Source organism: Achromobacter colocynthidis (assembly GCF_057334535.1).
The window spans coordinates 251056-277726 of record NZ_JBHFIZ010000006.1 but is presented as its reverse complement, the minus strand read 5'-3'; the positions used below and the strand labels follow the sequence as shown (position 1 = coordinate 277726).

The 26671-nt window shown below is 66.1% G+C and carries 24 protein-coding genes; 6 read left to right on the top strand and 18 right to left on the bottom strand.

Going from position 1 to position 26671, the window contains the following annotated elements; translation table 11 throughout:
- Positions 1 to 55: 55 nt before the first annotated feature.
- Both ACE04A_RS04240 and ACE04A_RS04235 read left to right on the top strand, forming a co-directional pair.
- Positions 56 to 328 carry an oxidative damage protection protein gene (locus ACE04A_RS04240; protein WP_100857005.1) on the top strand — a complete coding sequence of 91 codons (273 nt, stop codon included), beginning with the start codon at positions 56 to 58 and terminating at the stop codon, positions 326 to 328.
- Between the two features lie 202 nt (positions 329 to 530).
- The gene (locus ACE04A_RS04235) at positions 531 to 2480 is read left to right on the top strand and encodes a phosphocholine-specific phospholipase C (protein ID WP_448718430.1); all 1950 of its coding nucleotides are present in this window, start codon (positions 531 to 533) and stop codon (positions 2478 to 2480) included.
- Between the two features lie 127 nt (positions 2481 to 2607).
- Here ACE04A_RS04235 and phoU read toward each other — a convergent pair whose 3' ends face one another.
- The 5 genes from phoU to ACE04A_RS04210 form a co-directional block, all read right to left on the bottom strand.
- Entirely contained in the window at positions 2608 to 3330 is a 723-nt protein-coding gene (gene phoU / locus ACE04A_RS04230; protein WP_259251558.1) for a phosphate signaling complex protein PhoU, read from the bottom strand.
- Positions 3331 to 3505: 175 nt separating this feature from the next.
- A complete protein-coding gene (gene rpiA, locus ACE04A_RS04225; RefSeq protein WP_448718431.1) occupies positions 3506 to 4186 on the bottom strand; it encodes a ribose-5-phosphate isomerase RpiA in 681 nt (226 codons plus the stop codon).
- 39 nt (positions 4187 to 4225) lie between these two features.
- Positions 4226 to 5890, bottom strand: a complete 1665-nt coding sequence (locus ACE04A_RS04220; RefSeq protein WP_485819879.1) for an isovaleryl-CoA dehydrogenase — start codon at positions 5888 to 5890, stop codon at positions 4226 to 4228.
- A gap of 83 nt (positions 5891 to 5973) precedes the next feature.
- Positions 5974 to 7500 (bottom strand): amidase, encoded by a 1527-nt coding sequence (locus tag ACE04A_RS04215; protein WP_448718433.1) that lies wholly within the window; start codon positions 7498 to 7500, stop codon positions 5974 to 5976.
- 181 nt (positions 7501 to 7681) lie between these two features.
- Entirely contained in the window at positions 7682 to 9109 is a 1428-nt protein-coding gene (locus ACE04A_RS04210) for a DNA recombination protein RmuC (protein ID WP_448718434.1), read from the bottom strand.
- A 133-nt stretch (positions 9110 to 9242) separates the two neighbouring features.
- Here ACE04A_RS04210 and ACE04A_RS04205 point away from each other — a divergent pair, with 133 nt between their 5' ends.
- On the top strand, positions 9243 to 9944 hold the full coding sequence (locus tag ACE04A_RS04205) for a PhoP regulatory network YrbL family protein (protein ID WP_259251563.1): 702 nt from the start codon (positions 9243 to 9245) through the stop codon (positions 9942 to 9944).
- 65 nt (positions 9945 to 10009) lie between these two features.
- Here the strand turns inward: ACE04A_RS04205 and ACE04A_RS04200 are convergent, their stop codons facing one another.
- The 9 genes from ACE04A_RS04200 to ACE04A_RS04160 all read right to left on the bottom strand — a co-directional run bounded on the left by ACE04A_RS04200 (position 10010) and on the right by ACE04A_RS04160 (position 18926).
- Positions 10010 to 10753: a DNA-3-methyladenine glycosylase gene (locus tag ACE04A_RS04200; protein WP_448718435.1), complete on the bottom strand. Its 744-nt coding sequence runs from the start codon at positions 10751 to 10753 to the stop codon at positions 10010 to 10012.
- Between the two features lie 15 nt (positions 10754 to 10768).
- Entirely contained in the window at positions 10769 to 11125 is a 357-nt protein-coding gene (locus ACE04A_RS04195) for a Spx/MgsR family RNA polymerase-binding regulatory protein (protein ID WP_485819878.1), read from the bottom strand.
- On the bottom strand, positions 11122 to 11931 hold the full coding sequence (locus ACE04A_RS04190; RefSeq protein ID WP_259251566.1) for an ABC transporter permease subunit: 810 nt from the start codon (positions 11929 to 11931) through the stop codon (positions 11122 to 11124). The genes ACE04A_RS04195 and ACE04A_RS04190 overlap by 4 nt, the downstream gene beginning before the upstream one ends.
- Positions 11928 to 12848, bottom strand: coding sequence for an ABC transporter permease subunit (locus tag ACE04A_RS04185; protein ID WP_100857014.1), 921 nt, complete (start codon positions 12846 to 12848; stop codon positions 11928 to 11930). The genes ACE04A_RS04190 and ACE04A_RS04185 overlap by 4 nt, the downstream gene beginning before the upstream one ends.
- Positions 12845 to 13972, bottom strand: coding sequence for an ABC transporter ATP-binding protein (locus ACE04A_RS04180; protein ID WP_259251567.1), 1128 nt, complete (start codon positions 13970 to 13972; stop codon positions 12845 to 12847). The genes ACE04A_RS04185 and ACE04A_RS04180 overlap by 4 nt, the downstream gene beginning before the upstream one ends.
- Positions 13973 to 13978: 6 nt before the next feature.
- Positions 13979 to 15082: a polyamine ABC transporter substrate-binding protein gene (locus tag ACE04A_RS04175; protein WP_259251568.1), complete on the bottom strand. Its 1104-nt coding sequence runs from the start codon at positions 15080 to 15082 to the stop codon at positions 13979 to 13981.
- Between the two features lie 145 nt (positions 15083 to 15227).
- On the bottom strand, positions 15228 to 15896 hold the full coding sequence (locus ACE04A_RS04170) for a 3-deoxy-D-manno-octulosonic acid kinase (protein WP_259252631.1): 669 nt from the start codon (positions 15894 to 15896) through the stop codon (positions 15228 to 15230).
- A gap of 70 nt (positions 15897 to 15966) precedes the next feature.
- The gene (locus tag ACE04A_RS04165) at positions 15967 to 16389 is read right to left on the bottom strand and encodes a group II truncated hemoglobin (protein ID WP_438859238.1); all 423 of its coding nucleotides are present in this window, start codon (positions 16387 to 16389) and stop codon (positions 15967 to 15969) included.
- A complete protein-coding gene (locus ACE04A_RS04160; protein WP_448718436.1) occupies positions 16389 to 18926 on the bottom strand; it encodes an ABC transporter permease in 2538 nt (845 codons plus the stop codon). The genes ACE04A_RS04165 and ACE04A_RS04160 overlap by 1 nt, the downstream gene beginning before the upstream one ends.
- A gap of 101 nt (positions 18927 to 19027) precedes the next feature.
- Between ACE04A_RS04160 and ACE04A_RS04155 the strand changes: the two genes are divergently transcribed.
- From ACE04A_RS04155 to ACE04A_RS04145, 3 genes are all read left to right on the top strand, one after another.
- Positions 19028 to 20002 (top strand): TRAP transporter substrate-binding protein, encoded by a 975-nt coding sequence (locus ACE04A_RS04155; protein WP_485819877.1) that lies wholly within the window; start codon positions 19028 to 19030, stop codon positions 20000 to 20002.
- A 102-nt stretch (positions 20003 to 20104) separates the two neighbouring features.
- The gene (locus tag ACE04A_RS04150) at positions 20105 to 20605 is read left to right on the top strand and encodes a TRAP transporter small permease (RefSeq protein WP_100857867.1); all 501 of its coding nucleotides are present in this window, start codon (positions 20105 to 20107) and stop codon (positions 20603 to 20605) included.
- A gap of 35 nt (positions 20606 to 20640) precedes the next feature.
- Entirely contained in the window at positions 20641 to 21918 is a 1278-nt protein-coding gene (locus ACE04A_RS04145; protein ID WP_485819876.1) for a TRAP transporter large permease, read from the top strand.
- A 42-nt stretch (positions 21919 to 21960) separates the two neighbouring features.
- On the opposite strand, the gene ACE04A_RS04140 is transcribed toward ACE04A_RS04145, so the two are convergent.
- Genes ACE04A_RS04140 through ACE04A_RS04125 form a run of 4 tightly spaced genes read right to left on the bottom strand, consistent with a single transcriptional unit; the run spans position 21961 to position 26648 of the window.
- Complete coding sequence (locus tag ACE04A_RS04140) at positions 21961 to 22944, bottom strand: ABC transporter ATP-binding protein (RefSeq protein WP_448718438.1); 984 nt, start codon at positions 22942 to 22944, stop codon at positions 21961 to 21963.
- Positions 22934 to 23959: an ABC transporter ATP-binding protein gene (locus ACE04A_RS04135; RefSeq protein ID WP_100857021.1), complete on the bottom strand. Its 1026-nt coding sequence runs from the start codon at positions 23957 to 23959 to the stop codon at positions 22934 to 22936. The genes ACE04A_RS04140 and ACE04A_RS04135 overlap by 11 nt, the downstream gene beginning before the upstream one ends.
- A complete protein-coding gene (locus ACE04A_RS04130; protein ID WP_485819881.1) occupies positions 23956 to 25455 on the bottom strand; it encodes an amidohydrolase family protein in 1500 nt (499 codons plus the stop codon). Before ACE04A_RS04130 ends, ACE04A_RS04135 begins: the two co-directional genes overlap by 4 nt.
- On the bottom strand, positions 25455 to 26648 hold the full coding sequence (locus tag ACE04A_RS04125) for an amidohydrolase family protein (protein WP_448718439.1): 1194 nt from the start codon (positions 26646 to 26648) through the stop codon (positions 25455 to 25457). Before ACE04A_RS04125 ends, ACE04A_RS04130 begins: the two co-directional genes overlap by 1 nt.
- Positions 26649 to 26671 lie beyond the last annotated feature (23 nt).

Here is a 26671-nt window from a genome sequence, read left to right as displayed (position 1 = left end):
GTGCGGCGCCAACCCCGCTAAAATACGGCGTTATTCCTATTTTCGGCAGCGAACCATGTCCCGTATCGTCAACTGTGTGAAATTGAAGCGTGAAGCCGAAGGGCTGGACTTCCCCCCCTATCCCGGCGAGCTCGGCACCAAGATCTGGCAGAGCATTTCCAAGGAAGCCTGGGAAGAATGGAAAGCCATCCAGACGCGCCTGGTCAATGAAAACCGCTTGAACCTGGCCGATGCCCGCGCGCGCAAGTACCTGAAGGAACAGATGGAGCGTTTCCTGTTCGAAGACGGCACCGTCGAAGCCAACGGCTACGTTCCGCCTTCGGCCTGATTGGGCGACGGGCTGCGGGCGACGGGCTTCGTACTGCGCCCCCGCTTGCGCCAGGCCCCATGCGGCGGCCCCATCACGAAAGCCCCTCGCGCGCGAGGGGCTTCGCTTTTCGTGGCACCGACGCGGCGCCGATGCGCTCACGCCGGCACGCGACCTGACATTGCCCTTAAGATCGAAGTTTGCAGGCCGTATTAATGCTGTCATGAAAGAAGAATCGCGCTTGCCTCTCCCCGCCGACCCGCCGTCGTCCATCCAGCGCGCCATGGCGATCCCGCCTGATCGCACGACGGGCACGATCCACGACGTACAGCACGTGGTCATCCTGATGCAGGAAAACCGGTCCTTCGACCACTATTTCGGCACGATGCCCGGCGTGCGCGGTTTTGCCGATCCGCATCTTGTGCCCACCCTGGCCGGCAACGTACTGACGCAATCGGACGGCGCCACGCAATGCCGCCCCTATGCGCTACAGCAAGAACTCGCCAGCGACACACCGGCCGGCTTCATCACGCCGCACACGTGGGTGGATGCGCAATGGGCCTGGAACGACGGCCGCATGGACCAATGGCTGCCCGCCAAGGGCCGCTTGGGGCTGGGCGCCTATACCTGCGCTGACGTGCCCTTCCAGGCCGCCCTGGCCAACGCGTTCACCGTGTGCGACGCCTATCACTGTTCCCTGCACGCCGGCACCAATCCGAACCGCCTGTTCCTGTGGACCGGCACGAACGATCCCACCGGCGTGGCGGGTGGCCCGGCGTTGGTGAATTACTACGACAGGCTGGGCGCGACAAACGAAGGTTATACCTGGACCACCTACCCCGAGCGCCTGCAGGACGCGGACGTGGACTGGCGCATCTACCAGGACATGGCGGACAACTTTCACGACAACCCGCTGGCCGGCTTTCGTCAGTACCGCGAGGCGCATGCCAGCACCGCGGCCTCGGCCCCCTTGCGTGACCGCGCCCTGTCGACCCATACGCTGGATGATCTGGCGCGCGACGTGGCTGCGGGCCAGTTGCCGGCGGTGTCGTGGATCATCGCCCCCACCGCCGATTCGGAACATCCCGAAGTGTCGTCGCCACGCCAGGGCGGCGCCTATACCGAGCGCGTGCTGGATATCCTGACCAGCAACCCCGAATCCTGGAGCCGCTGCGTTTTTCTTGTCACCTATGACGAGAACGACTGCTTCTTTGACCACGTGCCTCCGCCCGCCCCGCCCGCACGCCACGCCGATAGCCATTCGGGCGGGCTGTCCACCATTGAGCTCGACGGCGAATACCACGACGCCCGGCTCGGACACAGCACCGCGCAGGAAGACCCCGCCCACCTGCATGGCCGCGGTTTCGGGCTGGGACCGCGTGTGCCGATGCTGGTGGTATCACCCTGGAGCCGTGGCGGCTGGGTCAATTCACAAGTGTTCGACCACACCTCGGTGATCCGCTTTCTTGAGGCCCGCTTCGGCGTGGCTGAACCGAACATCAGCGCATGGCGGCGCGCGGTAAGCGGCGACCTGACCTCGGCCTTTGATTTCAGCGGCGATCGCGGCCCGCACCATCCCGACAGCAACCGCCACGCCTGCGCGCTGCCCTACGCGCTGGAAGCGGTGGGCCGCATGACAGCCGACGGCGAACACTACCGGCTGACGCTGCGCAACCCGGGCAGCGCCGCCGCCGTGCTACATGTGTACGACCGCCACGACCTGGCGCGCGCGCCCCGGCGCTACACCATCGGCGCCGGCGCGCGGCTGGACGATGGTTGGAGGCTGAGCCAGGGCGGCGCCTACGACCTCTGGCTGCTGGGCCCGGATGGCTTTCATCGTCACTTCCGGGGCGATTCCCAGGACGGCGGCACGCTGGAAGCGCAACTGGTCCCCGTCACGTCGGGGCTGCGCGTGCGGCTCGTCAACCACAGCGACACGCCACGGCCGGTGAAGCTGGAGTCCCATATGGGCGACAACTGGCGCGCCATGGCGCATGTGCCGGCCGGCGGCGCGATGGAATTGAAGTACGCCGGTTGCGAAGGCTGGTACGACCTTGAAGTCAGCGCCCCCGACCTGCCCGCCTTCGGGCGCCGGCTTGCAGGTCGCATCGATGCCGGTAAACCCGGCGTACCGGACCCACGGCTATGCCAAGGCGCGGTGCTGCCGCTGTAGTGCTGCCCATGCAAAAGCCCCGACACGGCAACCGTGTCGGGGCTTTTTGTTGACCTGCTGGCTTATTGGCTTAATGGCTTAATAGCGCGTCGGCCCGTTGGCCACGTCGGCCAAAAAACTGGCGTGATCAGGCCTCGTCTTCCGACTCTTCCTCGCCGCGCGCCAGGCGCTCGGTGTTCTTCACGCCGGTGTGGCGCACGTCAGCGCCCTTGACCATGTAGATGACACGTTCGGACATGTTCTTGGCATGGTCGCCAATGCGTTCCAGCGCGCGCGCGATGAAGATCATGTCGATGGCGCGCGAGATCGTGCGCGGGTCTTCGATCATGTAGGTGATCAGGTGGCGCAGCGCGCCCTTCCATTCCTTGTCCACTTCCTTGTCGCTGCGCACGACGGCGGCGGCCTGGATGGGGTCAAGGCGGGCGAAGGCGTCCAGCGCCTGGTGCAGCATGGTGCGCACGTTGGCGGCCATGTGACGCAGTTCGATCACCGGGATGTGGCGCATTTCGGCTTCATGGATGCGACGGGCAACGGTAGCGACCTTTTCGGCCTCGTCGCCGGAACGCTCCATGTCGGTCAGCATCTTCGACACGGCCATCAGCATGCGCAAGTCGATGGCCGTAGGCTGGTGACGGGCCAGGATGCGGCTGATGCTTTCGTCGATTTCGACTTCGTGGCGGTTGACTTCCTTTTCCCGCTCGCGGACTTTCTCCACCAGCGACAGGTCGCCCGTGGCCAGCGCGTCGATCGCTTCCTGGATCATGGCTTCCACCAAGCCGCCCATTTGCAAGAATTGCGAACGGACGCTTTCCAGGTCGGCGTCGAACTGCTTGTTTGTATGCTCCGTCATCCGGGCTCCCTGCGTGGTTGGTCTCATTGCATTGCCCCGAAATAAGAGAGTTACGAGATGGGCCTGCACAACCGGCAAGGTTATGACCCAAGTGTGACAGGATTATGAATCGACGCCCCGCCCCCCGCAAGGCGGGGCGGCAAGTGCAACACTCGGGCCGCGCGAAGCTGGCTGCTTACGCTGCGCGGTCCAGCCGGCGGATGCCGTTTTGCGTGGCCAGCAGCGCCACATCGGCGCCGGCCAGCGCGAACAGGCCGCAGGTGACCACGCCGGGCAGGTTGTTGACCAGCGCTTCGAACGCGCGCGCGTCCGAGATCGCCAGGCCCGACACGTCCAGGATGACGTTGCCGTTGTCGGTGATGAAGCCCTCGCGCAGACGCGGCTGGCCGCCCAGGGCCACCAGGGCGCGCGCCACCGATTCGCGCGCCATCGGAATCACTTCCAGCGGCAGCGGGAACTTGCCCAGCGTCTGGACCAGCTTGGATTCGTCGGCGATGCAGATAAAGCGTTCCGCCACCGACGCCACGATTTTCTCGCGCGTCAGCGCGCCGCCGCCGCCCTTGATCATGGACAGGTTCGCGTCGATCTCGTCGGCGCCGTCCACGTAGATCGGCATGGTCGACACGTCGTTCAGGTCCAGCACCTTCAGGCCGTGGCCGGCCAAGCGGGCCGCGCTGCGCTCCGAACTGGCGACGGTGCCGCCGATGCGACCCTTGAAACGCGCCAGGCCATCAATGAACAGATCGGCCGTGGAGCCCGTGCCCACCCCGATGATGACGTCCGGGCCGGCGACCTGTTCAACGAATTCCAGGGCGGCGTCGGCGGCTTGTTGCTTGAGTTCTTGCTGGGAGAGCATGGCGGGAAGAATGCGGAAAGGTTGGTCAAGCCGGGAAATTTAGCATGCGGCGGCGGGCGGCCAGGCACGTGCCAGGATCGCCCCGGCATCCGCGCCTGCCACCAGCTCGCCAAAAACGCCGCCATCGGCATGCAGGCGGCTGGCCACAAAGGCTTGCGCCACGGGGGCTGGCGCATGCTGGATCAGCAAGGCGGCCTGCCACAGCCGCGCCAGGCCGCAGGCGATGCGGCGCGCCTGGAATTCGGCTTGAGCGCTCTCGGCCAGCAGCGCCCGCCAAGCCACCAGCGCCGCGTCAAACGCCTGATACTGGCCCGCCGCGTGCGCGAATTCCTGTTCCAACGCGGGCAAGGCGTCGGGTTCGCGCTGCAAGGCGCGCAGCACGTCCAGCGCCATCACGTTGCCCGACCCTTCCCAGATGGAATTGACCGGTGTTTCCCGGTAAAGGCGCGGCATCGGCCCTTCTTCCACATAGCCGTTGCCGCCCCAGACCTCCATGCACTCCGCGACGGCATGAATGGCGCGTTTGCAGATCCAGAGCTTGGCGGCGGGCGTGCCCACACGCACCAGCGCGCGGGCCTGGGCATCCGTCCGCGCATCGACGGCGCGCGCCAGCCGCAGCGCCAACACCATCGCCGCCTCGCTTTCCAGCGCCAGGTCGGCCAGCACGTTACGCATCAGCGGCTGCGCGATCAGCGGCTTGCCGAAGGCGTGCCGATGCTGCGCGTGATGCAGGGACTGCACCAGCGCCTGGCGCAGCAGCGCGGCGCTGCCCAGCACGCAGTCCAGCCGCGTGGTGGCCGCCATTTCCAGCAGCACGGCCAGCCCACGCCCCGGTTCGCCCACCATCACGCCCCAGGCATCCTCGAATTCGACTTCGGCACTGGCGTTGCTGCGGTTGCCCAGCTTGTCTTTCAAGCGGCGCACGCGAATGGCGTTGCGCGGGCCGTCGGGAATCCAGCGCGGCACGAACAAGCAACTGAGCCCTTCGTCCGTGTGCGCCAACACCAGATGCGCGTCCGCCTGCGGTACCGAAAAGAACCACTTGTGTCCCACCAACTGATAGGCGTGGCCGCGACCCGCCGCGCCCAAGGGCACCGCGCGGGTATTGACGGCGCGCAGGTCCGAGCCGCCCTGCTTTTCGGTCAGCCCCATGCCTACCAGCGCGCTGCGCTTGGCGGCCAGGGGCGCGTCGGCGCCATCGAATTCGCGCGAGTACAGCGCGGGCAGCCATTGCCCGGCAAAGTCCACGGCGCCGGACGGTTCGCGCTGCAACAGCGGCACGGCGGCAAACGTCATCGTGGTGGGACACAGCGTGCCGGCTTCTACCTGCCCTTGCATCAAATAGGCGGCGGCACGCGCCACTTGCGCGCCGGGCACCGCTTGCGCCCAGGCGCGGCTGTGCAGCCCGCGCGCCATGATGCCGGTCATCAGCAGGTTCCAGGCCGGGTGGAATTCCACGTGGTCGATGCGGTGCCCCGAGCGGTCATAGCTCATCAACCGGGGCGGACAGCGGTTGGCTTCGGCACCGGCGGCCAGCGTCTGCGCGCGGCCCAGCCAGGCGCCGTGCGCGGCCAGGTCGCCTTCCCAGGCCTGTGCGCCCTCGCGCCGCACCGCCTCGCGCAAGGCGGGGTCGGTGTCGTACAGCGAATAGTCTTCCAGCGGAGGCACCTGGTTTTGCACGGTGTGCGTGGCAAACGACGACATGGCTGCTCCTGGTAGGGCCGGCTCTCGGTAAAAGCCGCTCTCGATAAAGCCCGCTGCGGTAACGCCCGCCGCGGTAAAGCCCGCTATCTGGCCATGGGCGCCACCAACGCCCAGGGCCGCAAGGCCTCGACCTGCGCCGCCAATTCCAGCAGCAGCGCTTCGCTACCCAACGGCCCCATCACCTGGATGCCGATCGGCAGCCCATCGGACGACATGCCGAACGGGATGGAGATGGCCGGCATGCCGGTCAGGTTGGCCAGGGGGGCAAAGGGCGAATAGCCGATCACGCCCTTCTTGCCCAGACGGTAGGCCAGGTAATCGGCGTTGTCCATGGCGTACCGGCCCAGGGGCGCGGGCGGTTGCGCCAGGACGGGGCTCAGGAAAAGGTCATGGCCGTGGGTGCCGTCGCGGTGCAGGAAGCGGCCGATGCGCCGGGTGATTTCGTGGCAGGTGTCCACGCAGGCCACGTATTGGGCACCGGATATCGCCCGCGCATATTCGCGCGCACCCAGCGTGGTGGGTTGCAGCTCGTCGGCGGCCAGGCGGCGCCCGCGCTCGGCGACAAAGCTGTCGATGGCATTGGCGGCGGCGCTGGCAATCAGCGGCAGCATGGGCGACAGCACTTCTTCGGACCCCACCGGCGGCAGGGCCGGCACCATTTCATGGCCGAGCGATGCGAAAAGGCGCGCCGCCTCGTCCACGGTGGCGGCGACTTCGGGGTGGATCGCCCCGCCTTCATAGGTGGTGTTGATGAAGGCAATGCGGCGACGCGGCGCACCATGCGGGTCGGCGGCAACACGCGCCACCACTGCCCGGTACGACTCGGGTTGCGCCGGGGCCGCGTAGGGCGCGCCCACGTCCGCCCCCGCGCTGATGTCCAGCGACGCGGCGCAGTCGCGCACCGACAGGGTCATCATGTGTTCGGTGGCCAGGCCGCCCCAACCTTCGCCCTTCAAGGGGCCCAGCGGCATCAGCCCGCGTGACGGCTTCAGGCCCAGCACCCCGCAGCACGAGGACGGGATGCGGATGGACCCGCCGCCGTCGCTGCCGTGCGCGATGCGCACCATGCCGCTGGCCAAGGCCGCGCCCGCGCCACCGCTGGACCCGCCCGCGCTATGGCCGGCCTTCCAGGGGTTTTGGGTAGGCGGCCCGTAGGCGGGCGATTCGGTGGTGGGGCTCAGGCCGAGTTCGGCGCTGGTGGTGCGGCCAAACGGAATCAGTCCGGCGCGGCGGTAGCGTTTGACGATTTCGGCATCCACATCCCATTCAACATGCCCATACAGTACCGACCCCATGGCGCTGGGCAAGCCCAGGGCCGCCGTGCCCAGGTCTTTCAGCAAGGTGGGCACGCCCAGGAAGGGCCGGGTGTCCAGTTGCGCCAGCCGCTGGTCAGGCGTCAGCCCGGCCAGTTCATCGTCCAGCGCCTGGGCCAGGCGCAGCCCGGCGTCGGCTTCGATGCCGCAGGCGGCGTTGATGGCGGGATTGCGCGCCGCCACCCGGTCCACCGCCTGCTGCATCGCGGCAAGCGCGGTGGTAACGCCTTGGGCGATATCGGCGCCCAGCGCCGTCGCGTCGAGGGGTGAGGAATCATGGCGGTCAGCGGTGCTCATGCTTGCGATGCTCCAGGGTCGACGGCGAAATGCCGCACATGCCAGGATATCGACAGTCCGCGTGGGCAACAAGCCGGCACGTCGCGCTTGCCGCGCGCGATGCCGGTTCGGTGGCAGGCAGGCCGGGCCGGACTAGGCCGAGCGGGCCGCGTCAGGCCGGGCCGCGGCAGGCCGGGCCGCGTCAGGCCGGGCCGGAAGAAGCCGTGTTGGGCGGCGTAGCCAGGGGTTGCGTGGCGGCGGGGTCATCGTCAGCGCCATTGGCCTCATCCGCGTCGCCCACCGCATCGGCATCGCCCAATAGCCTTAAGGCTTCCGCGTCGGGCAAGGCTTCGACATTCTTCAGGTTTTTCAGCATCGCCCGAGTGCGAACCTCGGTCTGGCCGATCTTGTTACTGGCCGTGTCCAGCGACTTCTTGACGCTGGCCAGCGCGTCGCCGAACTTGCCGAATTCGGTTTTGACGGCCCGCAGCACCTGCCACACTTCCGATGAACGCTGCTCGATCGCCAAGGTACGAAACCCCATCTGCAAGCTGTTCAGCAAGGCCGCCAGGTTGCTGGGGCCGGCCACGTTGATGCGCAGGTCGTGCAGCTTGTCCAGCAAGCCCGGGCGCCGCAGCACTTCGGCGTACAGGCTTTCGGTGGGCAGGAACATGATGGCGAAGTCGGTCGTGTGCGGCGGCGACACGTATTTGCTGGCAATCAGCCGCGCCTGCAATTCCACCGCGCGGCCCAGCGCGGCGCCGGCGGTTTTCACGCCGTCCACGTCGGCGGCGTCCTGCGCGTCCATCAGCCGTTCGTATTCTTCCTTGGGAAATTTGGCATCGATCGGCAGCCACACGGGCGCGCCGCCGTCTCCCCGCCCGGGCAAGCGGATGGCGAATTCGACCACCGCATCGCTGCCCGGCACGGGCTTGATGTTGCTGGCGTACTGGTCGGGCGTCATGTTGTCTTCAATCAGGCGGGCCAGTTGCACTTCGCCCCAGGTGCCGCGCGACTTCACGTTGGTCAACACGCGCTTCAGGTCGCCCACGCCCGCCGCCAGCGCCTGCATCTCGCCCAGGCCTTTGTGCACGGCCTCCAGCCGGTCCGACACCAGCTTGAACGATTCGCCCAGGCGCTGTTCCAGCGTGGCATGCAGCTTTTCATCGACGGTGCGGCGCATCTCATCGAGCTTGGCGCTGTTATCCGCCTGCAAGGATTGCAGCCGCTGGTCCACGGTGGCGCGCACTTCCATCAGACGCCGCTCGTTGATCTGGATCAGGCCCTGCAATTGTTCGCCGAAGCCCGCCGCAAAGCGGGCCAGTGACTCGGCCGATTCGGCGCGCGCGGCCTGCGCATCGCGCGCCAGGCCGGTGCGCAAGTCGCCATGCGATTGCGCCAGCTCTACCCGCAGCGCGCGTGTGGACTCTGAAAATTCGCTGCGCAGGCCGCGTTGCCCTTCAGCGATATCGGCGCGCAACGCACGCTCGGTGCGTTCCAGGCCTTCCAGCAGTGCATCCAGCCGCGCATCTGGCGCGGCCGGACGCAACCAGGCCAGCATGGCCATCAAACACGCCAGACCCGCGCCGCCCGCGGCTACCCAAAGCAGAATGTCATTCAAAAGAGGCATCTCCAAAGCCGGAATTGTAGGACGCATCATCGCCACGTTGTAAGCAAACGACATCCCTTGATGCAACCCGAGCCGCCGCCGCCGCGCAACAGGATTAAACTTCCCGCACTTTGAATACAACGTTCGACACAACTTGAATTCAGCTGATCTTTCTTCCTCTCGATCCAGCGTCTCCTTCCAATCGGTGTTCGGTCCCCTGGACCTGGACGCCGCAACGCCGCTCGCAACCGGCGGCGACCGCCACATTTTCCAGCATCCGCATTCCCCCGACCTGCTCGTCAAGGTCATGGACATGCGCGCCCGCGCGATCTATCTGGAGGCGCGGCCGTTCAAGCGTTGGTACAAGCAGTACCAGCGTGAAAGCGCCTACCGCGTCTATCTGAACGAGATATCGGAATACGTCACCACCACTACCCGCCCGTCGGGCGTGTGGCAAGTGCCCATGGCGCGCATCCTGGGCGTGGCGCAAACCTCGCTGGGCCTGGGCCTGGTAGTGGAAAAGATCACCGACGCCGACGGCAACATTGCGCCCACCGTGGCTGACCTGGCCGCGCAGGGCAAGGTGGACGCGCAGTTCTTCGAACAGTTGGACGAGTTCTTCAACGATCTGGCCGACGCGCATGTCGTGCTGCACGACATCTCCGCCAGCAATATCGCCTGTGGCCAGAACGCCGAGGGCAAGCAGGGCATGTACCTGATCGACGGGTTCGGGGTCTTGCCGCTGATTCCGCTTTACGCCTGGAGCAAGCGCCTGAACCGCAAGCGCATTGCGCGCAAATACCAGGAAATGCGCCAGTCCCTGCAAGCGCGCATCGACGCCGCGAAGGCAGCCTAGCGCGCCGGACGTTGGGGCGCCGGGCATCCGGGCGCCGGGCTTCCGGGCGCCGGGCCTCCGGGCGCCTAGAGTTCGGGCATCTGAAACGCCGGCGCCTCGGGCAGCACGACGCCCTGACGGTCCACCCACACATAATCCTGGCCGGCGCGTTGCCCGCGCCGCAACGGGTTGCGTGTGCAGAATGCAGCGTAGGCCGGATCCACGAAACGGTAATGCAGATGCTCGTCGCGCCCTGGCGGGATGCCCAGGCGCGTGGTGCAGACCAGGGCTTGCGGTGAGCCACCCACGTCCTCCACATACAGCGCGCCGGGATCGAAGCGGCGCGCATCCCACTGCGGCACCTTCAGCCCCAACGAACGGCACAGCAGCGTCTGCCCCGCGCACAGACGCGACGGCGGACGCGGCAGGCCCCGCGCATCCGGGTTCAACTGTTGCATGCGCGCCAGCGCATCGGGGCCGGACAGTGCGTCCGTCCACGGATAACCGGACTTGATCAGCACCGCATTACCCGGCCCGGCGGCGCTGAAATTCAGCGAATCTCCGCCCCGCGCGTAATACATGTAGATGACGCCGCCATCCATGAACAGCGCGCGGCGCTTGTGGGTATAGCCCAGCGAGGCGTGGCTGCCCTTTTCTTCCAGGTAATAGGCTTCGGTTTCGATGATGCGCACAGACAGCCACAGCCCGTCCACGCAATGGCGGATGACCTTGCCCAACAAGTCGCGCGCCAGGGTGCAGGCATCGCGATCAAAAAAGGCATCGGGCAACGCCTGGCCGGCGCCGCGCGATGCCTGGATGGGGGACGCCATCGCAGCCGGGTGGCGTCAGGCGAAGCGTTCGCCGTAGCGCTTTTCGCTGAAGCCCACCGTGACCTCGCCGTCCGTCGTCACGGTGACCGGGCGGCGCACCAGGGCCGGGGATTCGGCAATCAGGTCGCTCCATTGCTTGTCGGTCGCGGCCGACTTGCGGTCTTCCGGCAGGTTGCGCCAGGTCATCGACGAGCGGTTGACCAGCTTTTCCCAACCGCCGACCTTGTCGGACCACGATTTCAGCGTGGCCGCGTCAACCGGGTGATCGCGGTAATCCACGAACACGTGGTCGACGCCGTGTTCGGACAGCCAGTCGCGCGCCTTGACGCAGGTGCTGCACTTGGTCAGGCCATACAGGGTGGTTTGCTTCATTTGGATTCAGACTCCTTGCGCCATTGCAGGCGGTTGGCCAGGATCACGCACGTGCCCACGGCCAGGATGAACAAGGTGGCCAGCGCGTTGATCTCGGGTTTCAGCCCCAGGCGCACCCGCGAAAACACTTCCATCGGCAGCGTGCTGGAGCTGGGGCCGGACAGGAACGACGCCAGCACCACGTCGTCCAGCGACAGCGTGAACGACAGCAGCCAGGCCGAGGCCAGCGCCGGCGCGATCAGCGGCAGCGTGATCTTGAAGAACACGGTGATGGGGGTTGCGCCCAGGTCCAGCGCGGCCTCTTCCAGCGAGCGGTCCAGGTCGCGGATGCGGGTCTGGATGACAACGGCCACAAACGCCATGCACAGCGTCACGTGCCCCACCCAGATGGTGAACACGCCATTTTCAGAGGGCCAGCCCAGGCTGCCGCGCAGTTCCACGAACATCAGCAGCAAGGAAATGCCCAGCACCACTTCCGGAATGACCAGCGGCGCGCTCAGCATGCCCACGTACAGCGAAAAGCCGCGAAAGCGCCCCATGCGGCCCAACACATAGCCGGCCCAGGTGCCGATGATGACGGCGGCCGTGGCCGTCAGTGCCGCGATGCGAAACGACAGCCACGCGGCCCGCAAGAGCGCGTCGTCGTTGACCAGCGCGTGATACCAGCGAAACGAGAAGCCCGTCCACGACGTGACGGTGGGCGACGCGTTGAACGAGAACACCATCAGGCTGATGATGGGCACGTACAGGAAGAAGTACCCCAGCCCCAGCACCACGGCGCGCAATGTCTTGTTGGGGCCTTTCATTTGCGGCCTCCGTTGGCTTGTTCCTGCTGCTTGACCTGGTTGTACTGGAAGTAAACCAAGGGCACGAGCAGCAACAGCACCATTACGCACGTCACCGCCGACGCCATGGGCCAGTCCGCGTTATTGAAGAACTCGTTCCACATGACGCGGCCCATCATCAGCGTGTTGGCGCCGCCCAGCATTTCGGGGATGACGTATTCGCCCACGGCCGGAATGAACACCAGCATGGCGCCCGCGATCACGCCCTGTCGCGACAGCGGCACGGTGATCTGCCAGAACGCCTGCCAGGGCTTGGCGCCCAGGTCGTACGCGGCTTCCAGCAGGCGCAAGTCCATCTTCACCAGCGTGGCATACAGCGGCAGGATGAAGAACGGCAGGTACGCATAGACCATGCCAATGTAGACCGCCACATCGGTGCGATAGATTTCCAGCGGGCTGGAAATAATGCCCAGGCTTTGCAGCAGGTTGTTCAACAAGCCATCGTTACGCAGGATGCCCACCCACGCATACACGCGCAGCAACAGCGACGTCCAGAACGGCAGGATCACGCCCAGCAGCAGCAGGTTGCGCACCCGTGGCGAAGAGCGCGCGATGTAGTACGCGATGGGATAGCCGATCAGCACGCAGATCAGCGTGGTGATGCCGGCGATCTTCACTGAACTGAGGTAGGTCTTGAAGTACAGGCTGTCGGTGAACAGCAGGATGTAGCCGCGCAGGTGCAGGCTGAACTGCACCGCTTCGTCCTGGAATTGCGCCAGCGGCGTATACGGCGGAATGCCGAATTCCACTTCGGCAAAGCTGATCTTCAATACCAGCAGGAAAGGCAGCAGCAGGAACAGCACCAGCCAGGCAAACGGCGGCACCACCGCCAGCGCCCGGCCGGAAGGCAACCAGTCGCGGGGCGAAAAGCGGATCATGACGCCAGCACCGTCGCGCTGTCTTCGCCCCAGCTGACGAAGATTTCTTCGTCGATGCCAGGCGCGTCCATCTGGGCCAGCAACAGGCTGGGCACGCTGGCTTCCACCGTTTTGCCGGAGTCCAGGCGAATCTGATAGAGCGCGTAGCTGCCCATCCACGCCATGTGGCTGACCATGCCGTGCGCCCAGTTGTATTCACCCGGCGGTTGCTCGCGCGACACCACCAGGCGCTCGGGCCGGATGGACACGTGCACTTCCATGCCCAGCGGTTCGCTCACGCCGTGGTTCACGAACAGCGGCCGCGTCAATTCGCCGCATTCAATGGCCACGTGGTCGGGCTCGTCCACCACGATGGTGCCGGTGAACATATTGGTCGACCCGATGAAGCTGGCCACGAAGCGCGAATTCGGAAAGGCATAGACGTCTTGCGGCGTGCCGCACTGGACGATCTGGCCTTCGGTCATGACGGCCAGGCGGTGCGCCATGGTCATGGCCTCTTCCTGGTCGTGCGTCACCATGATGCAGGTCACGCCGACCTGTTCAAGAATCTTCACCAGTTCAATCTGCGTCTTCTGGCGAATCTGCTTGTCCAGCGCGGACATCGGTTCGTCCAGCAACAGCAGCTTGGGCCGCTTGACCAGGCTGCGCGCCAGCGCCACGCGCTGCTGCTGGCCGCCCGACAGCTGGTTCGGCTTGCGGCGCGAATAGCCGGCCATCTGGACCAAGTCCAGCGCTTCAAACACGCGGTCGTGGATTTCAGCGCGGTCCACGCCTTCCTGCTTCAGGCCGAACGCCACATTGGCTTCAACCGTCATGTGCGGGAACAGCGCGTAGGACTGGAACATCATGTTCACGGGCCGGCGGTACGGCGGCACGGCGGTGATGTCCTCGCCGTCCAGCAGGATCTGCCCGGACGTGGCGTCCTCAAAGCCCGCCAGCATGCGCAGCAAGGTGGATTTGCCGCTGCCGGAGCTTCCCAGCAGCGCAAAGATCTCGTTGCGCTTGACGGACAGGTTGACGGAACGCACGGCGACCACATCGCCAAAGATCTTGACCACATCGGACACCCGGACGAATTCGTCCGGGTCGACCGTATGCGGCGCCGAGTAACGGCTATCGCTCATGATGACTTATCTTCCAGACTTCAGCTCGGACCACATCCGGTTTTGCAGGCGTTGAATGTTCAAGGGCAGCGCCTTGATCACATACAAGGTCTTGGAGACCTCAGCCGGCGGATAGATCATGGGGTTCTCGGCCACGTCCTTCACCACGTATTTCCGCGCCTCTTTGTTGGCGTTGGGATAGAACATGGTGTTGGTGATGGCGGCGTGCACCTGCGGAGTTTCGATGTAGTTCATGAACGCCAGGGCTTCTTCAGGGTGCGGCGCATCCTTCGGAATGACCATCAGGTCGAACCACGCGGGCGCGCCGCCCTTCGGAATGAAGTAGTTCACTTCATACGATTTCTTGGCTTCTTGCGCGCGCTTGCGAGCAATCATCACGTCGCCCGAAAAACCGTAGACCATGCACAGGTCGCCCACGGCGAGCTCATCGATATAGCCCGACGAACTGAACTGGCGGATGTACGGGCGGATCTGCTTCAAGACATCCAGCGCGGCCTTGTAGTCGTCGGTGTTGGTGCTGTTGGGATCCTTGCCCAGGTACTTCAGCACGGCCGGGAACACCTGCGCGGCTTCGTCCAGCATCGAAATGCCGCACTCTTTCAGCTTGGCGGCATTCTCGGGCTTGAAGATCATGTCCCAGTTGGCCAGGTCTACGTTGTCGCCCATGATCTGCTTGACCTTGGTGACGTTGTAGCCCAGGCCATTGGTGCCGTAGCCCCACGGAATGGCGTGCTCGTTGCCCGGGTCGACCGAGGCGACCAGCGCCATCAGTTCCGGGTCCAGGTACTTCCAGTTGGGAATCTTGGACTTGTCCAGCTTCTGGAACAGCCCGGCCTGGATCTGGCGCGAGGCGTAATGGGTGGAGGGGACAACAACGTCGTACCCCGACTTGCCGGCAAGCAGCTTGGCTTGCAGCGTGTCGTTGCTGTCATAGACGTCATAGCGGACCTTGATGCCGGTTTCCTTTTCGAAACCCGGAATCGTGTCCGGCGCCGTGTATTCGGCCCAGTTGTAGACGTTGACGACCTTGTCCTGCGCGACCGCCGACGATGCCGATGCCGCGACCAACACCGCGCCAAGCGCCCAGCGCATTCCCGCCCTTAGTTCCATTACAAGCCCCCTTGCCGTATGCCGTGTATGTCAGGACTACCAAAAGGCGAAATGATAAAGCCTTTTAGCGATGGCCTGCCCAACTTTAGCGGCGAATTGGCGCATTTGAAGGCTGATCGCGACGGCAACGCCCCTTTGCGGCGGTTCAGGGTTGGACGCCCACGCCCCAAGCCGTCCAGTAGCTGTCGCGCAGCTTCATCCAGAAGCGGTCGCCCTCGTCGCCCGCTACTTTGACGAGCGAGCGGCGCAACCGGTCCAGGTTGCCCTGGCGCTGGCGTTCGGACAGCGCACCGAGCGTGCCGCGGTCGAAATCGATCAGCCAGACCCGGTTGTCGCCACCGATCAGGATATTGAAGGCGTTCAAGTCAGCGTGCCAGACGCCGGCGCGGTGCATGCGGACGATGGCCTGCGCCACCGCGCCCCAAAGCGGCTCGGCCAGCGCGTGGGCCAGGGGCCGCACGCCCGGAATGCGTTCCACCACGATGGCCGCGCGGTAGATCGGGCCTTGGCGCCAGTAGGCGGCGGCCAGGGGCGCGGGCACGTCCAGCCCCTGCGCGCGCATCTCGGCCAGCAAGCGGAATTCGCGGAAGCTGCGGGTGCGATCCTCGCCATTCCAAAGATAGGCGTCGCGGCTGATGCGGGCGATCATGCCGCCGCGCCGGTAGCGCCGCAACACGCCCTGCCAACCCGCGCCCTGCACGAACCAGGCGGCTTGCCGGCCACCCGCGTCCACCGGGCGGGCGCGGTCGCCGTAATGCGACGGGTTGAAAATGTCGGGGCCGGCGTCCGCCAGGCGCGACGCATCGCTCAACATGGCGCCCGCAAGCGGACCCGCCCAGGACTGGCGCTGCGCGCCGGATCGCGCGTCGACAGCGCGCGCGCCGTCAGCCTTCACGATTGCGCATCCAGTCGGCCACGCCGTAAAAAGATTCCAGCAACCGCTCCACCAGCGCCGGGTCGATGCCCTGGTCTTCCATGGCGCGCCCGATGCAGGTCACCCACTGGTCGCGCTCGACCTGGCCGATGGAAAACGGCAGGTGCCGCGCGCGCAGCCGGGGGTGGCCGAAGCGTTCGATGTAGTGGTCCGGCCCGCCAAAATAGCCGCACAGGAACCAGAACAGCTTGTTGCGCGCCTCGTCCAGGCTGGGGCCGTGGGCGGCGCGCAGTTCTTTCAGGTCGGGTTCCATGTCCATCAGGTCATAGAAGCGGTCGACCAGCGCGCGCACGCCGGGCTCGCCGCCAAGAAGGTCAAAAATGCTGCTGGAATTTTCCACAGGTTCGCTAATGGTATGGACGCGGGTCGTCATCAGGTTTCTCGAAGGGTGACCAGGGGCGGCGTGCGCAACACGCCGCGCAGGGCCAGGGCGCCGCCCGCCCAGGCGCCCAACATGCCCGCGCCGATGCCGGTCAGCCACGGCCACAGGCTCAGGGTAATGGTGAAGTCAAACACCTGGGTTGACAGGACCCAGGCAATGGCGGTGGCGCCGGCTGCCGCCAACAGGCCGGCCAGGCCGCCCACCGCCCACAGTTCAATTCGCTGCGAGCGCGCCAATTGCGTGCGCGTGGCGCCCAGCGCCCGCAGCACAGCCGCTTCGCGCATGCGCTCGTCGCGGGTGGCCGTCAGCGCCGCCGACAGCACCAGCACGCCGGCGGCGAGCGTGAACAGAAACAGCAACTGAACCGCCTTGCCCACTTCGTTCAGCACCGACTGCAATTGCTGCAGGATGGCGCTGACATCGAACACGGTCAGGTTCGGAAATTCGCGCACCAGCGCGGGCAGCACCGCCGCTTTTTCAGGCGGCAGGTAAAAGGACGTGATCCAGCTTTGGGGCATGTCGGCCAGCGCGGCGGGGCTCAGGATGGCAAAAAAGTTGACGCGCATCGTATCCCAATCCACCCGCCGGGTGCTGGTGACGGTCGCTTCCACCTGCTGGCCCGCCACGTCGAAGGTCATCTTGTCGCCCAGGTTCAGGCCCAGCGACTTGGCTAGACCCGACTCCAGCGATACCTCGGACGCCGTCGCGTCCGGGGACAGCCAACGGCCCTGCTCGATCTTGTTGGACGACGGCATCTCGTCGTCATAGGACAGGTTGAACTCGCGGTCCACCAGGCGCTTGGCGCGGGGTTCTTCGTAGTCGTCCGGGCCCACGGGCTTGCCGTTGATGGCAATCAAGCGCCCGCGCACCATCGGCGACAGCGTGATGCCGCCCAAGCCCTCGCGAGCCAGCGCGTCGCTGACGGGTTGGCGCTGGTCGGGCTGCACATTGATCAGGAATCGGTTGGGTGCGTCCGCCGGCATGGTGCGCTGCCAGCCCTGGATCAGGTCGGTGCGCGTCATGGTCAAGAGCAGCAGCGCCATCAGCCCGACGGCCAGCGCGCAGACCTGCGTGATGGTGGCGGCGCGGCGGCGCACCACGCCCGCCAGCGCGAAACGCAGCGCGGGAAACCCCGAGGCCAAGCCGCGCACACGCGCCAGGCCCAGCACGCACAACCACGCCACCAGCGCGAACACGGCGAAGGCGCCCAGAAAGCCCCCGGCCACCACCGCGCCCAGCTTGGCGTCACCCGCGAACCACCAGATCAACAGCGCAAAGCCCGTGGCGCCCACCACGTAGCCGAACGCGCTGCGGGCGCTCAGCGTGTCGGCATCCCGCCGCAGCACGCGGGCGGGCGGCACGTGGCGCAGTTGCGCCAGCGCGGGCAAGGCAAAGCCCAGCAACAGCAACAAGCCGGTCAACACGCCTTGCAAGGCGGGAATGGCGGACGGCGCGGGCAGGCTGGTGTCGATCAAGGAACCCAGCAGCATCACCAGCACCTGGTGCACGGCAAAGCCCAGCAAGCAGCCCGCGGCCGATGAAAACAGGCCCACCAGGGCGAACTCCAGCGTCAGCATGCGCGAGATCTGCGATTGCACCGCCCCCAGGCAACGCATGACGGCAATGCCGTCGCGATGCCGGGTCATGTAGCGGCCCGCCGCCAGCGCCACCGCCACGGCGGATATCAGCACCGCCAGCAGCGCGACCAGCGACAGGAAGCGCTGCGCGCGGTCCAGCGTGCGGCGCACCTCCGGCCGGCCCGACTCCAGGGTGGCCACTTTTTGCCCGCGCTTTAAGTTTTGATTCAGCCACGTGGCGTAGCCCGCCACGGCGTCCGGTTGACCGGCAACCAGCATGGCGTAGCCGATGCGGCTGCCGGGCGCGATCAGGCCGGTGGCCGGCAAGTCGCTGGCGCGCAACAGCACGCGCGGCGCCACGTTGACGAACTGCATCCCGCGATCGGGCTCATAGGTGATGACGCGGTCCACGCGCAGGTGGGCGTCGCCCACGTTCAGCGTGTCGCCCACTTTCAGGTTCAGCAGCGACAGCAGTTGGGCATCCACCCACACCGCGCCCTCGGGCGGGATGTCGCGGGTGACGGCGTCAGGGGCGAACGGGGCCTCGGCCACGCGCAAGGCGCCGCGCAGCGGGTAGCCCGGCTCCACCGCTTTCAATGCGGCCAGTTGCGCGCCGTCGCCGGCGCCAACCATGGACGGGAACTGCATTGTGCTGGACAGGGTCAGGCCGCGTTCGCGGGCCTGATCCAGAAATGGCGCGGGCACGGGCTCGTCGGCATCCAGCACAAGATCAGCGCCCAGCATCTGGCCGGCGTCGCGTTCCAGCGCCCGGCTGACGCGGTCGGCCAGAAAGCCCACACTGGTCACCGCGGCCACCGCCACCACCAGCGCCAGCACCAACAAGCGCAGCTCGCCCGCCCGGGCGTCGCGCATCATCATCCTGGCGCCCAGGCGCAGGGTGGACCAGAAACCGGGGCGCTTGGCCTGTGACATATCAGGGAAATCCATCATTCATCAATGTTAAAAACCGCCTAAACGGCGTCCGAATCCCGATATCATCCCGGGGCGGGAGGCAACGCCGCCCCTAAAGATACCTAATACCGGAGAAGACAATGCGTAAATCCTGGCTTGCGGCCACGGTTCTGGCCGCCTGCGCGGCCGCCACATCCCTGCCCTCGGCAGCACAAACCACCCTGAAGATGGCCTACGCCCTGTCGACCTCGTCGCACTATGGCGCCGGCGCCGCCGCCTTGGCCAAGTCCATCGAGGCCTCCTCGGGCGGGAAGTACAAAGTACAGCAATTCGCCAACAGCGCGCTGGGCGGCGAACGCGAGGTGATCGAAGGCCTGCAGATCGGCACGATCGACCTGGCCATCGTTTCGACAGGCGCCACCCTGAATTTTGTTCCCGAGACGGGGGTTTTCGATATCCCCTTCCTGCTGCGCGACCTGCCGCACGCCCGTGCCGTGCTGGACAGCAAGATCGGTCAGGACATGCTGGCCAAGTTTCCCAGCCGCGGCATCATCGCCCTGGCCTGGGGCGAACAGGGCTTTCGCCACCTGACCAACAACGTGCGTCCGGTCAAGACCCCGGCTGATGCCAAGGGCCTGAAGATCCGCACCACGGAAAACCCCATCCACATCACGGCTTTCCGCCAGATCGGCATTCTGCCCACGCCCATGGCCTGGCCCGAAGTGGCCACCGCCCTGCAGCAAGGCACCATCGACGGCCAGGAAAACCCGTTGTCGGTGATCACGTCGGCCAAGCTGTCGCAAATGCAAAAGTACCTGTCCTTGACCGGCCACGTGTACGGCCCGGCGCTGGTGCTGATGTCGGCCAACGTCTATGAAGGTTTGTCGGCCGCCGACAAGGCCAACTTCGACAAGGCCGGCAAGGAATCGGCCATGGCCATGCGCGCCTACGTCGACAACATCGAGAAGACCGGTGTCGAGCAGTTGAAGAAGGAAGGCATGCAGGTAACCGAAGTCGACCGCGCCGCGTTCGCCGCCGCCGTCGAGCCCGCCTACCCCGAGTACTACAAGAAGTTCGACAAGAAGCTGATCGACGCGATCCGCGACACCAAGTAAGCCGGCGCTGCCCCCACGGGGCATACCGCCTTGAGCGGCGGGATCCTGATCCCGCCGCTTGCCGTTTTTCATCCTATGCGCCCATCGCTATCGGGATTCATCATGCGTTTGCTTTGCGCTTTCGACCGCGGCCTGTTCAAGCTGGTCTCGGTTCTTGCCCAACTCTTGATGGTGGCCGCCGCGGCCGCCGCCTTCTACCAGGTCATCGCCCGCTTCGTGCTGCAATCGCCCGCCGACTGGAGCGAGGTGCTGACCCGCGCCCTCCTGATCTGGACCGTGCTGTTGGGCGTGGCGCTGGCCTTTCGCCATGGCGCGATGATCAGCGTGGAGCTGCTGCGCAACCTGTTGGGCGGAAAGAAGCGGCGCGTGCTTGAAGCGGTGATCGGGCTGATCTGCGCCAGCTTCCTGGGCTTTCTGGCCTGGATTGGCGGCAACATGACCTATCGGGTGCGCTTCCAGAACGTGCCCAGCCTGGATATTTCGATTTCCTGGATCTATCTGGCGATCCCCGTTGGCGCGACGCTTGCCGCCATCGCCGTGCTGGCCCGCTGGTGCGCGGGCGAAGAAGACGACGTGCCGGTGCGCAACGACGCGCAAGGCTAAGCCGCCCCCAACGAACCTACGCAGCAGAACTCGCCATGTCTCAATTAATGATTGTCTCGATGCTGATCTTCTTCGGGCTGTCGGTACCGGTCGCCGTGTCGATCGGCCTGGCCAGCCTGGCGGGAGTCGGCAGTTCCGGCCTGCCCTGGGTGGTGGTGGCGCAGCAGTTGTACGCCGCGCTGGACAAGTACCCGCTGGTCGCCATTCCCTTCTTCATCCTGGCCGGCAACCTGATGGAAGCCGGCGGCATTTCCGAACGCATGGTGGAATTCGCCAAGAGCGTGGTGGGCGGCATCCAGGGCGGCCTGGCCTGCACCTGCGTGCTGACCTGCATGATCTTCGCGGCGGTGGCCGGTTCCAGCGTGGCGACCACGTTCGCCGTGGGCGCCATCCTGATCCCCGCGATGGTCCGCCACGGCTACCCTGCCCCCTTCGCCGCGTCACTACAGGCCAGCGCGGCGGAACTCGGCGTGATCATCCCGCCGTCGATCCCGATGATTCTGTACGCCGTGTCCACCGACACGTCGACCGGCGAACTGTTCATTGCCGGCGTGATGCCCGGCATCCTGATCGGCGTTGCGCTGATGTTCTACGTGTGGTTCTACGCCAAGCGCAACAACCTGGGCAAGCGCGACGGCGAAGGCCGCCTGCCGCTGTGGCCGGCGTTCAAGAACGCCTGGCTGGCGCTGATGATGCCCGTCATCATTCTGGGCGGCATCTATGGCGGCGTGTTAACGCCCACCGAAGCCTCGGTGGTGGCGGTGATGTACGCGGTGGTGGTGGGCAAGTTCATCTACCGCCGCCTGAGCTTCAAGCAACTGTCCGTGACGCTGCACAAATCGGTGGTGTCCACCGCCGTGATCATGTTCGTGATCGCGAACGCGGGCGTGTTCAGCTTCCTGCTCAACCGCGCCGGCGTACCCGACGCGCTGGGCACGTGGCTGTCGCAGGTCTTCGATACGAAGTTCACGTTCCTGATGGGCATGAACGTGGCGCTGTTCCTGATCGGGATGTTCATCGAAACGTCGGCGTCCATCGTGGTGCTGGCGCCCTTGCTGCTGCCGGTGGCCTTGAAGTTCGGCGTCGAGCCGGTGCACTTCGGCATCATCATGGTGGTCAACCTGGCGCTGGGCATGATCACGCCGCCGTTCGGGGTCAACCTGTTCGCGGCATCGGCGGTGGCCAAGCTGCCGCTTGAACGCTTGATCAAACCGCTGATTCCGTTTGTGGGGGTGGTGATCGTCTGCCTGCTGGTGATCACGTATTGGCCCGGCTTGTCGTTGGGCCTGCGAGATATGGTCTACGCGAAATAGTCGGGTATCGGGGTGGGCCCGGCTCCCACCCGATACTCGCCGCTATGCCGCCACCGCGCGTTCCCACCGCACCGCGTGGCAACGCAGTTGGCGTCCCGCCACCCGGCTGACCTCGGGCACCTCCACCCGGCATTCGTCCCTAGCTTCCGGACAGCGCGGGTGAAACGTACACCCCGAGGGCGGTTGGATCGGGTTGGGCACTTCGCCACCCATGGGCTCCCGGTCGCGCCGGGGGTCTTCCAGGTCGGGAATCGTGTCCAGCAGCATGCGCGTGTACGGATGCTGCGGGGATTCAAACAACTGATCCGCCGCGGCCTGCTCCACGATCCTGCCCAGATACATCACCGCCACGCTATCGGACACGTGGCGCACCACCGACAGGTTGTGGCTGATGAACACATACGTCAGCCCGAATTCCTTTTGCAGGTCCCCCATCAGGTTCAGGATCTGCGCCTGCACCGACACGTCCAGCGCGGACGTCGGCTCGTCGCATACCAGGAATTCCGCCTCGGTCGCCAGCGCGCGCGCGATCGAAATGCGCTGCCGCTGTCCGCCCGAGAACTCATGCGGAAAGCGGCCTGCGTCACTGGCGGACAGGCCCACCAGTTCCAGCAGCTCGTCCACACGGCGGCGCGTATCCGCCGGCGTCTGGCGCAGGCCCAGCGTGATGATGGGCTCGGCCACGATGTTGCCCACGCGCCAGCGCGGGTTCAGGCTGGCATAGGGATCCTGGAAGATCATTTGCGGATGCAGCACGCCGCCCGATCGGTTGCGGCCATATTCCAGCTTGCCTCGCGTGGGCGCGACCAGGCCCACCAACAGCTTGGCCAGTGTGGACTTACCGCAGCCGGATTCGCCCACGATGCTCAAGGTGGTGCCTCGTGGCACCGCCAGCGACACCCCGTCCACCGCCTTCAGCGTTTGCTCGGGTTGGCGCGACAGCGTGCGTTCCAGCCAGGGCGGCGACACATCGAACCAGCAGGCCAGGTCGTCGGCCCGCAGCAGCACATCGTCATTACGCGGCATGGGCCACTCCTTCCTGATGCAGCCAGCAAGCGCTGACCGTGGCGCCCGAAGGCGATGCCGCCAGGGGCGGGCGAGTCTGGGTGCAGCGCGGCCCCGCGTGCGCGCAACGCGGGTGGAACGCGCAGCCGGTGGGCATGGCGTGCAGGCGCGGCATGGCGCCGTCGATCTGGTTCAAGCGCGCCGCGCGGTGGCGCAGGCCGGGGATGGCGTTCATCAAGCCCTGCGTGTACGGGTGGCCGGGGCGGCGTAACACGTCCAGCACCGGGCCGATTTCCACAATGCGGCCCGCGTACATCACCGCCACGCGATCCGCGGTTTCAGCAATCACGCCCATGTCGTGCGTGACCAGCAGCACGGCCGTGCCCTGCTCGCGGCACAGCCGGCGCAGCAGCGCGGTGATCTGCGCCTGCACCGAGACGTCCAGCGCGGTCGTGGGTTCGTCCGCGATGATCAGCGCGGGGCGCGCCGCCAAGGCCAGGGCAATCACCACCCGTTGCCGCATGCCACCCGAAAACTGATGCGGATAGTGGTCGATACGCTTGTCAGCCGCGGGGATGCCCACGGCCTGCAAGAGTTCCAGCGCGCGGGCGCGGGCGGCCGTGGCGGAGCCCTTGTCGTGGTGGCGGATGGTTTCGACCAACTGGTCGCCCACGGTGAACAGCGGGTGCAGGCTGGTCAGCGGGTCCTGGAAAATCGCGCCGATCTCTTTGCCGCGCAAACGCTGGCGCGCCTTGGGCGGCAGGTTGTCGATGCGCTTGCCGGCCAGATGAATCTCACCCGCGCCCAAGCGCCCGGGCGGCTCCAGCAAGCCGATCACCGCCATACCGGTCAGGGACTTGCCCGCGCCGGACTCGCCCACCATGCCCAGGATTTCGCCGGGCTGGATATCGAAACTGATGTCGCGCGTGGCCACCAGCGTGCCGTGGCGCGTGGGAAATTCAACCGACAGGCCACGCACCGACAAGGTCGGAATGGCGGCGGGCGGCGGCGCGGTGTTGGGTACGACTGCCATCATGACGGGCTCCTTGCGGGACGCGGATAGCTGGAAGAAAAAATCTGTTCGACCGGAGGATGCCCCCAGGTGCGGTCGGGGTAGCGCGCTACCAGGCCGTCAAACTGCGACTGCGCCTGCTCTTGCGCCAGGCGGGCGTCAAAGCCGGGAATGCGGCCATCCACCATGACGAAGCGCCCATCGATGATGACCTGCGACACGTCGCGGCCGCTGCCGCTGATCATCAAGGTCTGGATCGGGTCGATCATCTGGCCATTGCGATCGTGCGAAAAATCAAAGACGACGATGTCGGCCTTGGCGCCCACGGCCAGGCGGCCCAGGTCCGGGCGGCCCAGCGCATCGGCGCCGCCGACCGTGGCCGCGTCGTAATAGTCTTCGGCGCGCACCGCCTCGGTGGCCCCTTCCGCCACCCGGCACAGCATCATGCCAACCTGCATGTTCTGCACCATGTCGGGCGGCCAGGTGTCGGTGCCCATGCCGATGTTGATGCCCAGCTTGCGATAGCTTGCGAACGAGGCCAGCCCGGCGCCATGCCGCGCGGACACCAGCGGGCAATGCACGATGCTGGCGCCCGCGTCGCGGATGATTTCAAGATCGCGGCCCGGGCGCGAAATATGGCGCGAGCCGGACACATACGTGCCGTGCGGCAGCAAGGCGCGTGGCGATAGAAAGTCCAGGCTTTGCAACCATTCTGGCGGGCTCATGCCGTGTTGTTCCAGCACCAGGTCGTATTCCAGGCGCGACTGGCAGCAATGCAGCCGGATCGGAATTTCGCGTTCTCGCGCGGCGGCGGCCGATGCGCGCAGCAGGTCCGGCGTACAAGTTTCGATGCGATCGGGCGCCAGCATGGCGCGGATGCGGCCGTTGTAGCGGCTGTCGTAGCGGCTGTCGATGTCGTCGCAGAACGCCAGCGCCTCGGCCAGTCCGGCCATGCCGCGCGCTTCGTCGTAGTGGCAGCGGATCTTGCCCTCGGCATCCACATAGGTGTGCCCGCTGCGGTAAGCCGGTCCCAGGTAGACACGCAGGCCCAGTTCCCCCGCCGCGTTGGCGGCCGACAGGAACTCGTCGCGGGTTTCACCCCAGACCCGGTAGAACAGCGAGGCGATCGGCAAGGCTGTGGTGATGCCATTGCGGATCAACTGTGCGAAGGCATAGCGCTTCTGGAACGCCAGCTCGGCGGCCGAGTACATCTCGTACGGCCCCTGCTTCATATAGGTCTCGGGCCAGATGCGGCCCTTTTGCCAAGCGGGGGAATTGTCGAAACCCAGGATGGTGGTGTCCAGGTCCGACAAGGCGTCCAAGTCCACGAAGCCTGGCCCGATCACCGCGCGGCCGTAGTCATGGCGGCGCGCGACGGGCCCGGGATACCGGTGACCCACATACAAGATGCGATCGCCTTCGAAGACAAGCTCGCCGTTTTCGTACAGGCAGTGCCGCCCGTTTTCGTGGCCCACCACCCAGCGGGCGGTAAGCAGGATGGGGCCTTCGGCGGCGGGCATCACGGCGCGCTCACCAAGGCGCGCCCATCGCGCGCCACCACGCGGCCGCGCTTGACGACCAGCTTGCGCACCGGCCGCGCCACAATGGCTTCGGCCACGGTTTCGGCGTCCACCAACACGAAGTCGGCGTGGCAGCCCGGGGCCAGGCCGTAGTCGGCCAGCTTCATCACGCGCGCGTTGCCGTAGGTGGCCACGTCCAACGCCATCGCCAGTTCGTCGTCGCGGCGGAAGTTGTTGCGCAGGCCCACCAGCATGGTGCGTTCCAGCATGTCCGGCTTGCCGTAGGGCCCCCAGGTATCGCGCATGCCGTCGTTGCCGGTACAGATGGTGACGCCGGCCGCGCGCAGCCGCGCCACGTTGGGCACGGGACGCGACGCCGACCCCGTCGTCATGATGTGTATGCCCGCTTGCAAGAGCCCATCCGTCAGCGCCTGGACCGCCTGCGTGTCGGGCATGCCCAGGCAGAACGAGTGCGACAAGGTGACCTTGCCCTGCATGCCCAGCGCCAGCACGCGGTCGATGGTCATCTGCATCGAAAACGCGCCCAGCTCGCCCGCTTCGTGCAGGTGGATGTCGATGGGCTTGCCGTGCTTGTCGGCCAGCGCAAAGATGGCGTCCAGATGGCCCTTGGGATCGCGGTCCATGCCGGCCGGGTCCAGCCCACCCACCACCTCCGCCCCCATGCGCAGGGCTTCGTCCATGAGTTCCAGCGTGCCCGGCCGGATCAGCAGGCCGCTTTGCGGAAACGCCACGAGTTCCACATCGATCTGGTCACGGTACTGCTCGCGGGCGCGCATCACGCCTTCAATGGCGGCCAGGCCGATGTCGGTATCCACGTCCACGTGGCTGCGGATGTGACTGGTGCCATCGGCAATCGACATCACGATCTGCCGCGCCGATTGCCGGTAGGGATCTATGCCCAGGCGCTTTTTCTCGGCGCGTTCGTTCTCGATCTTGTCGATCAGCCTCGGGCCGACGTCGTTGCGGTACCAGGGCATGCCGTACATCGTCTTGTCCAGATGCGCGTGGGCGTCGATCAGCCCCGGCAGCATCAGCGCGCCGCCCCCGTCCACCACCGGCACGCCCTGGGGCGCCGCGCCTCCCAGCGCCTGGATGCGGCCGTCGCGCACCAGCACCGTAGTGAGTTCCCCGCCGGCGGGGCGGACCTGGGTGTACAGCGTTGCATTTTCCATGCTTGACCTCTATTGAAGATGCG

What these genes read in the sequence shown, in the direction of transcription:
- ACE04A_RS04175 (WP_259251568.1), bottom strand. Translation starts at nt 15,082, where the DNA reads ATGGAACTAAGGGCGGGAATGCGCTGGGCGCTTGGCGCGGTGTTGGTC.
- ACE04A_RS04160 (WP_448718436.1), bottom strand. Translation starts at nt 18,926, where the DNA reads ATGATGGATTTCCCTGATATGTCACAGGCCAAGCGCCCCGGTTTCTGG.
- ACE04A_RS04195 (WP_485819878.1), bottom strand. Translation starts at nt 11,125, where the DNA reads ATGAAGCAAACCACCCTGTATGGCCTGACCAAGTGCAGCACCTGCGTC.
- ACE04A_RS04145 (WP_485819876.1), top strand. Translation starts at nt 20,641, where the DNA reads ATGTCTCAATTAATGATTGTCTCGATGCTGATCTTCTTCGGGCTGTCG.
- ACE04A_RS04125 (WP_448718439.1), bottom strand. Translation starts at nt 26,648, where the DNA reads ATGGAAAATGCAACGCTGTACACCCAGGTCCGCCCCGCCGGCGGGGAA.
- ACE04A_RS04185 (WP_100857014.1), bottom strand. Translation starts at nt 12,848, where the DNA reads ATGATCCGCTTTTCGCCCCGCGACTGGTTGCCTTCCGGCCGGGCGCTG.
- ACE04A_RS04140 (WP_448718438.1), bottom strand. Translation starts at nt 22,944, where the DNA reads ATGCCGCGTAATGACGATGTGCTGCTGCGGGCCGACGACCTGGCCTGC.
- ACE04A_RS04180 (WP_259251567.1), bottom strand. Translation starts at nt 13,972, where the DNA reads ATGAGCGATAGCCGTTACTCGGCGCCGCATACGGTCGACCCGGACGAA.
- ACE04A_RS04165 (WP_438859238.1), bottom strand. Translation starts at nt 16,389, where the DNA reads ATGACGACCCGCGTCCATACCATTAGCGAACCTGTGGAAAATTCCAGC.
- ACE04A_RS04130 (WP_485819881.1), bottom strand. Translation starts at nt 25,455, where the DNA reads ATGCCCGCCGCCGAAGGCCCCATCCTGCTTACCGCCCGCTGGGTGGTG.
- ACE04A_RS04170 (WP_259252631.1), bottom strand. Translation starts at nt 15,896, where the DNA reads ATGTTGAGCGATGCGTCGCGCCTGGCGGACGCCGGCCCCGACATTTTC.
- phoU (WP_259251558.1), bottom strand. Translation starts at nt 3,330, where the DNA reads ATGACGGAGCATACAAACAAGCAGTTCGACGCCGACCTGGAAAGCGTC.
- ACE04A_RS04155 (WP_485819877.1), top strand. Translation starts at nt 19,028, where the DNA reads ATGCGTAAATCCTGGCTTGCGGCCACGGTTCTGGCCGCCTGCGCGGCC.
- ACE04A_RS04210 (WP_448718434.1), bottom strand. Translation starts at nt 9,109, where the DNA reads ATGCCTCTTTTGAATGACATTCTGCTTTGGGTAGCCGCGGGCGGCGCG.
- ACE04A_RS04220 (WP_485819879.1), bottom strand. Translation starts at nt 5,890, where the DNA reads ATGTCGTCGTTTGCCACGCACACCGTGCAAAACCAGGTGCCTCCGCTG.
- ACE04A_RS04235 (WP_448718430.1), top strand. Translation starts at nt 531, where the DNA reads ATGAAAGAAGAATCGCGCTTGCCTCTCCCCGCCGACCCGCCGTCGTCC.
- rpiA (WP_448718431.1), bottom strand. Translation starts at nt 4,186, where the DNA reads ATGCTCTCCCAGCAAGAACTCAAGCAACAAGCCGCCGACGCCGCCCTG.
- ACE04A_RS04240 (WP_100857005.1), top strand. Translation starts at nt 56, where the DNA reads ATGTCCCGTATCGTCAACTGTGTGAAATTGAAGCGTGAAGCCGAAGGG.
- ACE04A_RS04215 (WP_448718433.1), bottom strand. Translation starts at nt 7,500, where the DNA reads ATGAGCACCGCTGACCGCCATGATTCCTCACCCCTCGACGCGACGGCG.
- ACE04A_RS04190 (WP_259251566.1), bottom strand. Translation starts at nt 11,931, where the DNA reads ATGAAAGGCCCCAACAAGACATTGCGCGCCGTGGTGCTGGGGCTGGGG.
- ACE04A_RS04200 (WP_448718435.1), bottom strand. Translation starts at nt 10,753, where the DNA reads ATGGCGTCCCCCATCCAGGCATCGCGCGGCGCCGGCCAGGCGTTGCCC.
- ACE04A_RS04150 (WP_100857867.1), top strand. Translation starts at nt 20,105, where the DNA reads ATGCGTTTGCTTTGCGCTTTCGACCGCGGCCTGTTCAAGCTGGTCTCG.
- ACE04A_RS04135 (WP_100857021.1), bottom strand. Translation starts at nt 23,959, where the DNA reads ATGATGGCAGTCGTACCCAACACCGCGCCGCCGCCCGCCGCCATTCCG.